At 51.6% G+C, this 13564-nt stretch carries 16 protein-coding genes and 1 tRNA gene; 7 read left to right on the forward strand and 10 right to left on the reverse strand.

The window, feature by feature from the left end; translation table 11 throughout:
- Positions 1–43 precede the first annotated feature (43 nt).
- The 5 genes from accC to cutA all read right to left on the reverse strand — a co-directional run bounded on the left by accC (position 44) and on the right by cutA (position 4735).
- Entirely contained in the window at positions 44–1387 is a 1344-nt protein-coding gene (gene accC / locus AJE_RS12710; RefSeq protein ID WP_008607065.1) for an acetyl-CoA carboxylase biotin carboxylase subunit, read from the reverse strand.
- Between the two features lie 15 nt (positions 1388–1402).
- Entirely contained in the window at positions 1403–1861 is a 459-nt protein-coding gene (gene accB / locus AJE_RS12715) for an acetyl-CoA carboxylase biotin carboxyl carrier protein (RefSeq protein ID WP_008951205.1), read from the reverse strand.
- An 18-nt stretch (positions 1862–1879) separates the two neighbouring features.
- Positions 1880–2338, reverse strand: a complete 459-nt coding sequence (aroQ, locus tag AJE_RS12720; protein ID WP_008607068.1) for a type II 3-dehydroquinate dehydratase — start codon at positions 2336–2338, stop codon at positions 1880–1882.
- A gap of 266 nt (positions 2339–2604) precedes the next feature.
- A complete protein-coding gene (locus AJE_RS12725; protein WP_008951206.1) occupies positions 2605–4422 on the reverse strand; it encodes a protein-disulfide reductase DsbD in 1818 nt (605 codons plus the stop codon).
- On the reverse strand, positions 4415–4735 hold the full coding sequence (gene cutA, locus AJE_RS12730; protein ID WP_008951207.1) for a divalent-cation tolerance protein CutA: 321 nt from the start codon (positions 4733–4735) through the stop codon (positions 4415–4417). Before cutA ends, AJE_RS12725 begins: the two co-directional genes overlap by 8 nt.
- Positions 4736–4904: 169 nt before the next feature.
- Between cutA and AJE_RS12735 the strand changes: the two genes are divergently transcribed.
- From AJE_RS12735 to AJE_RS12745, 3 genes are all read left to right on the forward strand, one after another.
- Positions 4905–5195 carry a co-chaperone GroES gene (locus AJE_RS12735; protein ID WP_008607071.1) on the forward strand — a complete coding sequence of 97 codons (291 nt, stop codon included), beginning with the start codon at positions 4905–4907 and terminating at the stop codon, positions 5193–5195.
- Positions 5196–5246: 51 nt separating this feature from the next.
- Positions 5247–6881, forward strand: coding sequence for a chaperonin GroEL (gene groL / locus AJE_RS12740; protein WP_008951208.1), 1635 nt, complete (start codon positions 5247–5249; stop codon positions 6879–6881).
- Between the two features lie 132 nt (positions 6882–7013).
- Positions 7014–7547, forward strand: coding sequence for a DUF3016 domain-containing protein (locus AJE_RS12745; protein ID WP_008951209.1), 534 nt, complete (start codon positions 7014–7016; stop codon positions 7545–7547).
- 56 nt (positions 7548–7603) lie between these two features.
- Here AJE_RS12745 and AJE_RS12750 read toward each other — a convergent pair whose 3' ends face one another.
- Positions 7604–7912 carry a hypothetical protein gene (locus AJE_RS12750; protein WP_008951210.1) on the reverse strand — a complete coding sequence of 103 codons (309 nt, stop codon included), beginning with the start codon at positions 7910–7912 and terminating at the stop codon, positions 7604–7606.
- A gap of 173 nt (positions 7913–8085) precedes the next feature.
- Between AJE_RS12750 and AJE_RS12755 the strand changes: the two genes are divergently transcribed.
- Positions 8086–8490 (forward strand): MerC domain-containing protein, encoded by a 405-nt coding sequence (locus AJE_RS12755; protein WP_008607075.1) that lies wholly within the window; start codon positions 8086–8088, stop codon positions 8488–8490.
- 32 nt (positions 8491–8522) lie between these two features.
- Here AJE_RS12755 and AJE_RS12760 read toward each other — a convergent pair whose 3' ends face one another.
- From AJE_RS12760 to rsgA, 3 genes are read right to left on the reverse strand one after another with little or no spacing between them, the layout of a single operon-like run.
- The gene (locus AJE_RS12760) at positions 8523–9212 is read right to left on the reverse strand and encodes a glycerophosphodiester phosphodiesterase (RefSeq protein ID WP_008951211.1); all 690 of its coding nucleotides are present in this window, start codon (positions 9210–9212) and stop codon (positions 8523–8525) included.
- A gap of 1 nt (position 9213) precedes the next feature.
- A complete protein-coding gene (asd, locus tag AJE_RS12765; protein WP_008951212.1) occupies positions 9214–10089 on the reverse strand; it encodes an archaetidylserine decarboxylase in 876 nt (291 codons plus the stop codon).
- A 34-nt stretch (positions 10090–10123) separates the two neighbouring features.
- The gene (gene rsgA / locus AJE_RS12770; RefSeq protein ID WP_008951213.1) at positions 10124–11158 is read right to left on the reverse strand and encodes a small ribosomal subunit biogenesis GTPase RsgA; all 1035 of its coding nucleotides are present in this window, start codon (positions 11156–11158) and stop codon (positions 10124–10126) included.
- 109 nt (positions 11159–11267) lie between these two features.
- On the opposite strand from rsgA, the gene orn reads away from it, so the two are divergent.
- The 3 genes from orn (at position 11268) to AJE_RS18265 (ending at position 12352) form a co-directional block, all read left to right on the forward strand.
- Entirely contained in the window at positions 11268–11816 is a 549-nt protein-coding gene (gene orn / locus AJE_RS12775) for an oligoribonuclease (protein ID WP_008607080.1), read from the forward strand.
- 84 nt (positions 11817–11900) lie between these two features.
- Positions 11901–11976: transfer RNA gene (locus AJE_RS12780), tRNA-Gly, on the forward strand.
- A 172-nt stretch (positions 11977–12148) separates the two neighbouring features.
- Positions 12149–12352 (forward strand): DUF1289 domain-containing protein, encoded by a 204-nt coding sequence (locus AJE_RS18265; protein WP_008951214.1) that lies wholly within the window; start codon positions 12149–12151, stop codon positions 12350–12352.
- Here the strand turns inward: AJE_RS18265 and queG are convergent.
- The gene (gene queG, locus AJE_RS12785) at positions 12318–13451 is read right to left on the reverse strand and encodes a tRNA epoxyqueuosine(34) reductase QueG (protein WP_008951215.1); all 1134 of its coding nucleotides are present in this window, start codon (positions 13449–13451) and stop codon (positions 12318–12320) included. The genes AJE_RS18265 and queG overlap by 35 nt on opposite strands.
- Positions 13452–13564: the final 113 nt, after the last annotated feature.

Consider the following 13564-nt stretch of genomic DNA (forward strand, 5'->3'; position numbering starts at 1 on the left):
TGAGGAGCCATGCAGGCTCCTTTTCACGTGCGAATACCGCGGCTTACTTAATACCCAGTTTCTTTTCCAGATAGTGGATATTGGTGCCGCCCTGGCAGAAACCGGCATCGCGCATAATATCTTTATGCAGTGGGATATTGGTTTTAATGCCTTCGACCAGTAACTCGTCCAGTGCGTTACGCATCCGGGCGATGGCGATATCACGGCTCTCACCGTAGGTAATCAGCTTGCCAACCATAGAGTCGTAGTTTGGCGGTACGCTGTAATCGGCATAGATATGCGAATCCCAACGGATGCCGTTACCACCTGGTGGATGGAAGCGGGTGATTTTACCTGGTGACGGAATAAAGCTAACCGGATCTTCGGCGTTAATCCGGCATTCCACCGCATGGCCACGGATCACGATATCTTCCTGCTTAATGGTCAGTGGCATGCCAGAGGCAATGCGCAGCTGCTCTTTAATCAGGTCGACGCCGGTAATCATCTCAGTAACCGGGTGTTCTACCTGAATGCGGGTATTCATCTCGATAAAGAAGAATTCGCCGTTTTCAAACAGAAACTCGAAAGTACCGGCGCCGCGGTAGTTCATCACCTTACAGGCATCGACACAACGACCACCGATAAAGGCACGCAGCTCTGGTGTAATGCCTGGTGCCGGTGCTTCTTCCACCACTTTTTGATGGCGGCGCTGCATTGAACAGTCACGTTCACCTAAGTGAATCGCATTGCCCTGACCATCTGCCAGCACCTGAATTTCGATATGACGTGGGTTTTCCAGGAATTTCTCCATATACACCATGTCATTACCAAAGGCGGCCTTGGCTTCGGCCTTGGTCATTTCAATTGAGCTAACCAGTTCTTCTTCGCTACGTACCACGCGCATACCGCGGCCACCACCGCCGCCGGCAGCCTTAACGATAATAGGGTAACCGATGCGTTTCGCGATCGCTTTATTAGTGGCTGCATCATCGCCGACTGCGCCGTCTGAGCCCGGTACACAAGGTACGCCGGCTTTTTTCATTGCCTCAATGGCGGAAACCTTATCACCCATCAGCCGGATCGAATCCGGGTGCGGGCCGATAAAGACCAGGCCGCTTTCTTCAACCTGCTGCGCAAAGTCAGCGCGCTCGGCCAAAAAGCCGTAACCCGGGTGGATGGCTTGGGCATTGGTCACTTCGGCCGCCGCGATCAGCGCGGGGATATTCAAATAGCTTTGTGGTGACGGTGCCGGGCCAATACAGATGGTTTCATCGGCCAGCAGCACGTGCTTTAAATTACGGTCAACCGTGGAGTGCACGGCTACCGTCTTGATCCCGAGCTCTTTGCAGGCACGCAAAATGCGCAGCGCAATTTCGCCTCGGTTTGCGATCAGGACTTTTTCCAGCATCAGTGCGTCCTTATCTTATTCGATAATAAATAGCGGTTGATCGAATTCTACCGGCTCGCCGTTTTCAACCAGAATTTCTTTTACCACCCCGGCCTTGTCAGACTGGATTTGGTTCATCATTTTCATCGCTTCGACGATACAGAGCGTATCACCGACTTTTACGCTTTGGCCGACTTCAACAAAGTTTTTCGAGGTTGGCGAAGCGGCGCGGTAGAAAGAACCGACCATTGGTGATTTGACGACGTGGCCGGAAACTACTGGCTTTTCTGCCACAGCGGCGGCAACAGGAGCAGCGGCGGGTGCCGCAACAGGTGCCGGAGCCGGGGCAGCATAATGCATCGGCGCTGGGGCATAGTGCTGCGCCGGGCCATTACGGCTGATACGTACCGACTCTTCACCCTCGGTAATTTCCAGCTCAGAAATGCCTGATTCTTCCAGCAGTTCGATCAATTTTTTAATTTTTCTAATGTCCATCTTTTTCGCCTGATTGAGTTAATTTTGGTTGTGTGGTCGTAACAGTGATACCGCCGCATCCAGAGCATAGTGGTAGCCTCTGGCGCCCAGGCCACAAATGACCCCTTTGGCGATATCAGATAAATAAGAGTGTTGGCGGAAAGCTTCCCGGGCATGCACATTGGATAAATGTACTTCGATAAAGGGAATCGCCACTGCTAACAGTGCATCACGCAGCGCAATGCTGGTATGGGTAAAGGCACCGGGATTGATAATTATAAAATCCTGCTGCTGATAACTTTGTTGAATGGCGTCAATCAATTGATGCTCGGCATTGGATTGCAGCGCCGTCAGCGTCACGTTAAGCTCTGCTGCCTGTTGTTGCAAGCCGGCGACAATTTGCGCCAGCGTTGCGGCACCATAGGTCGCAGGCTCCCGAATACCCAGCATATTCAGATTAGGGCCATTCAATAACAGAATGCGTAAATTCGCGGTCATTAATTAAGTTATCCTGTCTTTTCCCGGAAGATGTCAGCAAGTGTTGCCGTAGCTGTTAGATGCACACTTTACGGCCAATTTAGGCACCTTGTCGATGCCTGTCTGACAGATCCGCGCCTTATTATAGTGAAATCGCCGCAAATGGCAGCAAAATACTGGTCTTATCAGCCAGTAGCCATCTGGATGGTTGTAATGTCGACAATCTAAATGGGAAGGTACAACAGACAGAGAGTGGCTGCAGCCTGGTTTACTGCAGCCGCTCATTATTATTGCATCATCGCCTGTAAATGATTGGCAAAGGCGCTGGCATTCATAAAGCCGGTGACGCGGCTTTGTTTAAGCTCGCTGCCATCGGGGGCGAAAAATAGCAGGGTAGGTAAACCCAACACCTGATAGCTATCCAGCAGCGCCTGATCTTTGCGGGTCATCCGGGTGACATCAATTTTAATCAGCCGCATCTGTGAGGTGAGGGCGGTAACCTCCGGCCTTGGAAAGGTCAGTTGCTCAAACTCTTTGCATGCCACGCACCACTCGGCATACAGGTCGACCAATGCATACTGACCGGCCGCTTTCGCCTTCTGCAGTTGCTGCGCCAGCTCATCGGCATCTTTTACCACAATAAAGCCAAGTGCATTAATATTTTCGCCCTCCGCGCTTACCGTCGCTTGCGGCAGAGCCGGGCTGGCCGGACGGTAATACTGTAAATTCAGCCAGAAGATACCCAGTAACAACAGCTGTGCCAGCACTGCGACACTGGCTTTAGCGTTGACACTGCTTAGGCTGAACAGCAAGCGGTATAAATAAAATACCAGCGCCAGCGTTAAGACAGTGCCAAGGGCTAACACGATCCAGAACGGTAAAAAGCGCTCTAACAGGATCAGTGGCACCGCCAGTAACAGGAAGCCAAAGATATTTTTTACCGCGTTCATCCAGTTGCCGGCTTTTGGCAGCAGACGACCACCTGAGGTACCGAGTAATAACAAAGGTAAACCCATCCCCAGGCTCAGCACATACAGCGTCAGGGCGCCAAGGGCCAGATCGCCGCTTTGCGCCACATACAACAGTGCCGCAGACAGCGGGGCCGTAGTACAGGGTGAGGCAATCAAGCCGGATAATGCGCCCATGGTAAAGGCGCCTTTTAGCGAGCCACCCTGTTGTTTGTTACTGACGCCAGCCACCTTTTCCTGCCAGCGGGTTGGCAATTGCAGATTAAAGACGCCAAACATCGCCAAGGCCAGCAGCACAAAGATCACCGCAGCGACGATTAATACGGCCGGGTGCTGCAATGCCGCCTGGAATTTTACGCCCAAACTGGCAACCACCAGCCCGAGCAGGGAATAAGTCAGTGCCATACCCTGCACATAGGACATCGACAAGCCAAAGGCACGTTGGGTCGACAGCCGCTGGCCCTGGCCGACAATAATACTACTTAGAATCGGATACATCGGAAACACGCAGGGCGTAAAGGACAGCCCTAAGCCGAGCAGGAAAAATACGCCCAGACTTACCAGCACTGAGCCTTCACTTAAGCGCTCCAATAAGCCAAACTGGCTGGATACCGGTGCTGTTGTCGCCAAACTGGCGCTGGTTTCAGCCTGGCCAGGCTGGGTCAGTGGTATTTCAATGGTCGTTGGCGGATAACACAGACCGGCTTCAGCGCAGCCCATAAATTGCACCCGAAAGAGTGCATCTTCGTCGATATCAGACAGCGGGATCTTCAACTGCAATTGATGATAATAGACTTCGGTTTTACCAAAGAATTCATCTTCAATACTGATACTGGCCGGATAGGTCGGATGCGAAAAGCTGACCGCCACGCCGCCAAACTTAAACTTATCGCGATACATATAATAGCCATCGGCGATAGTCCAGCTTAGCAACAGCTCGTTATCCTGCTGGCGGTAGTCCAGCACAAAGGCCTGTTCCACCGGTAAAAATTGTGGCTGGCCCTGCAACAGGCTTTGCAGCACAGCATTATTATTCGTCGGGCTGGTTTGCGGGCTTTGCTGCTGCGCAGTCGCCGTGCTGGTTAGCAACAGGAACAGTAGGGGCAGCAGCAGTAGATAACAACAGCGTTTAATCACAGGTAACCTCATTAATCCAGGCGGCATAAGCCTGATTCAGCTGACAAAGCTCAACGGCGATAATTTCCGGCACAGCATACGGGTGAATGGCGCTTATGGCTTGCTCAATTGCGGTAAAGTTCCGCTTTGGCGCTTTAAGTTGCAACTGAATTTCCACCGCCTGTTCCAGTTTGTCCTGCCAGATATAGCTGGATTGTACCGCGGGTAGCCGGTTAACACAGGCCACCAGCCGTTGCTGTAACAGCTGGGAGGTAATAGCCGCAGCCGTCGTCTCATCCGGGCAGTTACACAGGATCAGCAGATAATCGCTCATATCAGACCTTGGTTTTTTGTTAGGTTAGCACCATTGTACGGTAAACCGTGGCCGCGTTTTGCGGAATTTTTTTCTGCCGGCCCTTGGAATTTTTTTCGGTTCGCCCCATATAGCGAGCACACAAAATTTAACTGTCACGTTAAAACCCAAACGCTTTAGGAGATAGAGCATGAATATTCGTCCATTACATGATCGTGTCATCATCAAACGTACCGACGCTGAGAGCAAGTCTGCCGGTGGCATCGTTCTGACTGGTGCTTCCGCAGAAAAATCAACGCGCGGTGTCGTAGTAGCAGTGGGCAATGGTCGTATTTTAGATAACGGCGATGTGAAACCACTGGACGTTAAGGTTGGCGACAAGGTTCTGTTCGGTGCCTATGTAGAGCGCACTGAGAAAATTGATGGTCAGGAATATGTGATCACCAAAGAAGATAACATCTTAGGTGTGATCCTGGATTAATTCCCCTTTCCCTTTTCTGATTAACAATTAACGACTTTTAAGGATACGAAAATGGCTGCAAAAGACGTACGTTTTGGCGATGAAGCCCGTAACAAGATGCTGAAAGGCGTAAACATTCTGGCAAACGCAGTGCGCGTTACTTTAGGTCCAAAAGGCCGTAACGTGATTCTGGACAAATCTTTTGGTGCTCCTCTGATTACCAAAGACGGTGTGTCGGTTGCCAAAGAAATCGAGCTGGAAGATAAGTTCGAGAATATGGGCGCCCAGATGGTTAAAGAAGTGGCGTCTAAGGCCAATGACGAAGCCGGTGACGGTACCACTACCGCTACGGTACTGGCACAAAACATTATTAACGAAGGCGTAAAAGCCGTTGCTGCCGGTATGAATCCGATGGATTTAAAACGTGGTATCGACAAGGCTGTAATTGCCGCCGTAGCTGAATTAAAAGCCCTGTCACAGCCATGTGCTGACAGCAAGGCGGTAGCTCAGGTTGGTACTATCTCTGCTAACTCAGATGAAGAGATCGGTAAGATCATCGCTGACGCCATGGACAAAGTGGGCAAAGAGGGTGTAATCACCGTTGAAGAAGGCCAGGGTCTGAATAACGAGCTGGATGTGGTTGAAGGTATGCAATTCGACCGTGGTTACCTGTCTCCGTATTTTATCAACAATCAGGAAGCGGGCCAGGTTGAACTGGATAACCCATTTATCCTGACTGTGGATAAGAAAATTTCTAATATCCGCGAATTACTGCCGGTACTGGAAGGCGTAGCCAAATCAGGTAAGCCACTGCTGATTATTGCTGAAGACGTCGAAGGCGAAGCCTTAGCGACTTTAGTTGTCAACAATATGCGCGGTATCGTGAAGATCTCTGCCGTGAAAGCGCCAGGCTTCGGTGACCGTCGTAAAGCGATGCTGCAGGATATCGCTACCCTGACTGGTGGTACCGTGATTTCAGAAGAAATCGGTATGGAACTGGAAAAAGCCACGCTGGAAGACTTAGGTACAGCGAAGCGCATCGTGATCACCAAAGACAATACCACTATTATCGATGGTGCCGGTGAGCAAGCGGCTATTGACGCCCGCGTCAAGCAAATCCGTCAGCAAATCGAAGAAGCGACCTCTGACTATGATAAAGAAAAACTGCAAGAGCGTCTGGCCAAACTGGCTGGCGGTGTCGCAGTAATCAAAGTTGGTGCGGCCACTGAAATCGAAATGAAAGAGAAGAAACACCGCGTAGAAGACGCCTTACACGCTACCCGTGCTGCGGTAGAAGAGGGTGTAGTTCCTGGCGGTGGTGTCGCCCTGGTGCGCGTAGCGGCCAAACTGACTGGCTTAACCGGTGCCAACGAAGATCAAACGCACGGTATTAAGATCGCACTGCGCGCAATGGAAGCGCCACTGCGTCAGATCGTATCTAACGCCGGTGAAGAGCCATCAGTCGTCGTTAACAAGGTTAAAGAAGGTACCGGTAACTACGGTTACAACGCTGCGACCGACGTATACGGCGATATGCTGGAAATGGGTATCCTGGATCCAACCAAAGTGACCCGTTCTGCACTACAGTTCGCTGCCTCTGTTGGTTCGCTGATGATCACCACTGAAGCAATGGTAACTGAGCTGCCAAAAGAAGAAAAACCAATGCCAGATATGGGTGGCATGGGTGGTATGGGCGGCATGATGTAACCCGCTGATTTTAAATAAATAAGCCCTGACGGAAACGTCGGGGCTTTTTTTTAACTGTTCAGCTTGCATAAACTTTGCACAATCTATACTTTTAACGCAAGCTTAGGAAAGGTTTCTACCGGGAGAAAGACAATGCGTAATCATTTAATCGCCTTAAGCCTTATTGCGGTGTTGGGCATCGGCCAGGCTGCGGCTGCCGAAGTACAGATCAGCTTCCAGGAACCGGAAAAATTTACTGATATCCGGCCTACCAATGAGACGCGTAGCCGTTATCAACAGCGGGTGCAGACCGCATTTGAAAAAATGTTTAGCGACATGGCGGCGCAGATGCCAGAGGGTTATCAGTGGCAAGTGACCATTACCGATATCGATCTGGCGGGTGATGTCGACTACTTTGCCGGCAATGGTGGTCAGGCGCTGCGGATTGTAAAGGATTTATACTCGCCAGCAATACGTTTTAGCCATGTGCTGCGTGACCAGCAGGGTGACGAAGTGCTAAGTGGTGAGGAGCGTTTGCGCGATATGGGATTTTTACAGCGCATTAGCCGGCCGAGCGCCAGACCCGAGTTTGAGTACGAAAGAGTGATGCTAAACGACTGGTTTGGCAAGAATGTGCAGCCAGCGGTTACCCAGCATGCTGCCGTTACGCCGAAAACTGCGCAATAATACTGCAGTTTTCCCGCAGTAATCCAACCAGCCGGCAAACTTGCCGGCTGTGTCGCTTACGCCTTTACGGCTGCACGGAACTCCGTCAGGGTTTTATGTAACAGCTGTAGCTGTTGCACGACCCGCTGTAGCGTGCTGGTACTAAATTGCTGGCTATGGCGGATCGCCGCTACCTGTTCCGCGGTTTCAGCCAGGTACGGCATAAAGCGGTTGCTCTCGACTTTAAAACCGGCATCTTTACTAAAGACTGTCTGATATTTGGCCTGGCCCTGTTGTTGTAGCTGCTCCAGCAAAGCATCTGCATCCAACGCCTTACGATAAAGCTCTTTCAGGTTTTCATCCAACTGTTGTAGCAAGTTTTCCATTGATCATGTCACTTCGTGTTTCAGTAGCCGTATTATGCCATAGTCTGGCTATTGCTGGCGCGGCCGGCGTGCATTTTTGACGACGGCTTTGCAATCTGCGGTTTGCAATTACAGTGCTTTGTTATATTATATCGTCTCGAGACAACACTCGGAACGAAGATAGGGGTTCGGTTGTGCTGGCAAAGGCAAGGCTATTATTTGATAAGTTCGGTATTATGGTCACATCACTCTGTGCCATTCACTGTATTTTATTGCCGGTGATCCTGCCTGTATTACCGCTGCTGGGTTTAACCGCCGCCCATAACCATGCCTTTGAAGGTTTTGTATTGTTATTTACTATGGTGCTGGGCTTTATTACGCTGTTTATTGGCTTTCATCGTTATCACCGTAAACTCTACCCGTTTTACTCGCTGTTCTTAGGTGGTTTTATTTACTGGCAACGTGATGCCTGGGGCCACGATTATGAGCATGTCATTCTGGTGATTGGCGCCTCGCTCGTCGTGTTTGCTCATATTATGAATATGCGGCTTTGCAATCAGTGTAATAGCTGTGAAACCGATGATAAAAAACCTGCTTAATGCAGGTTTTTTTACGCCGGGAGCTTGCGACTTTAGGTTAGAAGCTTGCGACTGCGCGCCGGATAATTAGTAAAAACCCCATCGACACCCAGCGCCTTTAGCCGCGCTAAATCATCTGCCTCATCTACCGTATAAACATAAAGCTGCAGTTGCCGGGCTTTGGCATCGGCAACCAGTGCCGCGTCGATAAAACCGGCATCACAGTGCACTGAGTACGCTTGCAATTTCGCAGCGAAGGCGCAATTGTCGATAGGCAGTGAAGCCGTCAGGGCTCCGGTTTTTAGCTCAGGCCGCGCCGCTTTTACGGCAGCTAGCAGTTTATGATTAAAGGACGAAATCAGCAGGCTGTTAAGATCATAGTTCAGTTCACGCTCAGCGCGCTGCAGCAGCTTTAGCAAGGGTTCGAGCGTATCCGCACCCTTTAATTCGATATTTAGCCAACAGCGGCCCTGTACCAGCTGTAGCACCTGCCACAATAGCGGGATTGGTTCGCCAGCACCAGCGTCGATGGTGGCCAGTTGTGCCAGGCTATGCTGATAAATACTGCCGCGGCCATTGGTGGTGCGCTGCAGATGCGGATCGTGGATCACAATCAGTTCACCCGCTACCGCAAACACATCCAGCTCGATAGCATCTGCGCCCTGGGCTAAGGCCTGGCGAAACGCCAGCAGGGTATTTTCCGGATACTCACCACTGGCGCCGCGATGCGCAATAATTTGCATCTTAGTCCGCCGTCTTGGCTGACTTAATATTGGCAAAGGCGGTGCCCATACGGGTCACTGTGCCCGGCTGCTGATCAGCTAAAAAGTCGATGCTGCCATGCGGGAACGCCAGGATCACGGTAGAGCCCAGTTTAAAACGACCCATCTCGGCACCTTTTTCCAGCCTGATGCTGTTTAAGCCCTCAGCCGGATACTGCCAGCGAAATATCTCTTTACCCGTCGGTGGTGTGACGGTGCCTGCCCAAACTGTTTCGATACTGGCCACGATAGTGGCGCCAACCAATACCAATGCCATAGGGCCGAATTCAGTATCAAAAATGGTTACTACTCGTTCATTACGGGCAAACAGATCCGGGACATTTTCAGCGGTCAGCGGGTTTACTGAGAATAGCTCACCTGGTACATAGATCATCTCGCGCAGGGTGCCGCTAACCGGCATATGGATACGGTGGTAATCTTTGGGCGCCAGATAAATGGTAGCGAATTTGCCACCGGCAAAAGGCTCTGCCGTTTCGGCTTTACCGCCGAGCAGACTTTGCAGGCTGTAATCGTGGTTTTTTGCCTGCACCAGCTGGCCAGCGACGATATCGCCGAGCTGGCTGATGGCACCGTCTACCGGGTGCGCGACGATGGCAGGATCGGCGACCAGCGGCCGGATTCCGTCTTTCAGCGGCCGGGTAAAGAACTCATTAAAGCTGGCATAGTCACTGGCTTTTTCATGCCTGGCTTCCTGCATATTGATCTTATAGGCTTTGATAAACAGGCTAATCAGGGCATGACTGATAAAACCCAGTTTCGCTGCGGCCAGATAACCCACCAAACGTGATAACAGGTGCTTGGGTAGCAGGTATTGCAGAGTGATTTTAAATTTATCCATAAGATGTCAGCTACTCGTATTGAAAGACTAAAAGTTAAAAATAATGCGGTTTATCCTGCGCCATACTGTGCAGGATTTTCTGGTAACTCTCGTAGCGTAGCGGGCTGATTTCGCCCTCTGCTACGGCATGCTGAATGGCACAGCCCGGATCGGTCAAATGCTTACAGTCGCGGAACTTACAACGACCCAGCCAGGGCCGGAACTCGATAAAGCCGTTGGTCACTTCCTCCGGTGACAAATGCCAGAGTGCAAACTCGCGAATACCCGGTGAGTCAATCAGCTTCCCGCCTTCCGGCAGGTGATATAGCCGGGATACCGTCGTGGTATGCTGGCCCAGACCTGATACTTCCGATACTTCCTGTGTCGCGGCCGCCAGGCCCGGCATCAGCGTATTCATTAGTGATGACTTGCCGACGCCCGACTGGCCAACAAAGATGCTGGTACCGCTATGCAGATACTTTAGCAGCTCGGCCATACCCTGACCGGTTTTGGCACTGACCAACAGACAGGCGTAGCCCATCTGCCGGTACAGTTGCAGTTGTTGGTCGAGCGCCTGTTGTTCAGTTTCGGGTAATAAGTCGATTTTATTAATGACCAGTAGCGGTTTAATGCCGGTGATTTCTGAGGCCACCAGATAACGGTCGATAATATTTAACGACAGCGCCGGCAGGATGGCGGAGACAATAATCATTAAATCGATATTGGCGGCAACCGGTTTTAAGCCATCATAAAAATCCGGGCGTAGCAGTACCGAGTGCCGTTCTGCCACCGCTTCAATCACGCCATCAATGCTACCGGTCGGTTGTTTGCTGCGGCGCCAGCTGACCTCGTCGCCGGTGACCACCGAACTGATAGTGCGGCGCATATTACAGCGCACTACTGCACCGCTGGCATCTTCGACATCGGCATGCTGACCAAAGCGGCTAAGCACTAGACCCTGTTCCGGCGGATGCAATAGGGCGTCGTCCCAGTCACTGGTACTGGCTTTGCTGCTGCGTTTTAGCCGCCGCTGCTCATTGTCGGCAATACGTTGATGCTGGCGTTGATTCAGGTGTTTTTTCTTGGTCACGGTTTACCGTTTTGCTGGCTTTAGCTATCACAGTTGGTTTCTGGGGTGTATCATACCTGTAAAGCGCCCGCGGACAAAGCCATCTGGCTTCGATATAGCTGAGGAAACTATGGCAGTAAATGATACTAATCTGATTTGGCTGGATCTGGAAATGACCGGCCTGGAACCGAAAACCGACGTCATTCTGGAAATGGCGACCATCGTTACCGACAGTCAGTTAAATATTCTGGCCGAGGGCCCGGTATTTGCGATTAAGACGGCGGACGAGATTCTGGATAATATGGACCCCTGGTGTGTAGAGCAGCATGGCAAGAGCGGTTTGACTGCCCGTTGTCGTGCCAGCACGGTGACGCTGGCAGAGGCCGAGCAGCAAACCATCGCTTTTTTAAGCCAGTATGTCAGCAAGGGCAAATCCCCGATGTGTGGTAACAGCATTGGTCAGGACCGGCGTTTTCTGGCGGAGTATGCGCCAGAGCTGGAAGCTTTCTTCCATTACCGTAATTTAGATGTCAGCACGGTAAAAGAACTGGCGCGGCGCTGGCATCCTGAGGTGCTGCAGAAGGTGCAAAAGAGCAGCAGTCATCTGGCGCTGGATGATATCCGCGAGTCGATTGCTGAATTAGTCACCTATCGCCAATATTTTTTTCGTTTACCCTGAAAAAAACCTTGCATCGGGCGACTGATTTTGTAAAATGCGCGCCATCAGACGCAAGATTAACCTTGTTAATCACTGCGACCCGATGCGAGTTTAGCTCAGCTGGTAGAGCGCGACCTTGCCAAGGTCGAGGTCACGAGTTCGAACCTCGTAACTCGCTCCAAATTCAACACAAAGCAGCCTAACGGCTGCTTTGTCGTTTCTGACGTCTGAGCCGAGTTGCGCTGCTAGCGCCGATGTTGGCCTGATAAAGATTTTCTGTTAAATTTTCTGCGCGTTAGCAGCGCAAGATCTATACTGCAAGAGTGCCGATAAGCTGTGGTCGGAGGTTGAGTATGGTCAAATACCCCTGTATCCGAAATTGTTGTTTAGATCAGCAGGACTGTTGCCTTGGCTGCGGCAGGCTACTCAGCGAAATTACCGAGTGGCATCAGGCATCGAGTCGTCGACAACAACAGATCTGCGATCTGGCCGCCGCCCGGCTGGTGCAGCGGGATGAGCAACTTAGCCAGCATCTCTGGGCAAGCCCTTCTGAATAATTCGCACCAGTCTTTCGGTACTGCGTGGTAACAGATTCTGCGCCAGATAGCTTTTTTGTTTTTGTTGCTGCAAGGCCCACTCAATATGTTCGGCAACCAGCGGCGTCGCTGTTGGCAGTGCCTGCTTAAGCGTGGCGACAATTTCTGGCTGATAGGGTGCATTACCCAGCGCCACTGCCAGATTGCGCTGCCAGCGTTCAAAACCAATACGCCGGATGGCACTGCCTTCGGTCAGGCGCAGGAAGGTCGTTTCATCCCACTGAAATAATGCCAGCAGCGATTGGTCCAGCCACTGCGGCCGGCGTTGAAAATCCGGCTCCGCAGTCAGCGGTGCCTGCCGGTTAACCGGGCATACCAGCTGGCAATCGTCACAGCCGTAAATGCGATTACCCAGTAAGGGTCTGAATTCCGTTGGAATGGCGCCTTTCAGTTCAATTGTCAGATAGGAGATGCAACGGCGGGCATCAACGACATAGGGCGCGACGATAGCGCCGGTAGGGCAACTGGTAATACAGGCGACACAGCTGCCGCAATCGCCCGGGTGTGGTTGGTCGGCCGGAAGTTCAAGATTAACCAGTAACTCGCCGAGAAAAAACCAGGAACCGGCTTCTTCAGCCAGCAGCAGACTATGTTTCCCTATCCAGCCCAGGCCGGCTTGCTGCGCTAAGGGCCGTTCCAGAATCGGCGCCGAATCGACAAAGGGGCGGCCGTCCAGATCTGAGATCAGAGAGGCAATTTTCTGTCCCAGTTGCTTTAAGCGGTTACGCATTAACTTGTGATAATCACGACCCAGCGCATAGCGGCTGATATAGGCCTGGCTGGGATCGGCCAGGTTAGTCGCAAAGGCGGCGGCTTTGGGCAAATAGTCCAGCCGTACGCTGATTACACTTAAGGTCCCCGGATGCAGTTCGGCGGGTCTGGCGCGCAACATGCCATGCTCTGCCATATACTGCATTTCGCCATGGTAACCGGCGTCCAGCCATTGCTGTAAACGCGCCTCCTGCTCGGCGCCCAGCTGCGGCCGGCTAATGCCACAGGACTGAAAGCCCAGTTCTTTGGCCCAGGTTTTAATTTGCTGACTAATCTGTTCTGCTTGCATGCTATCCGCTCAGCAGCGCCAAAAGATGCGGCTGAAAGTGACTTAGGTTGAGATGCGCTAACTTTAACATAAGACGGGACTTTTTACCCAAAGTCAGCGTAATTGAGGAACTT

Source organism: Alishewanella jeotgali KCTC 22429, from assembly GCF_000245735.1.
GTDB lineage: Bacteria > Pseudomonadota > Gammaproteobacteria > Enterobacterales > Alteromonadaceae > Alishewanella > Alishewanella jeotgali.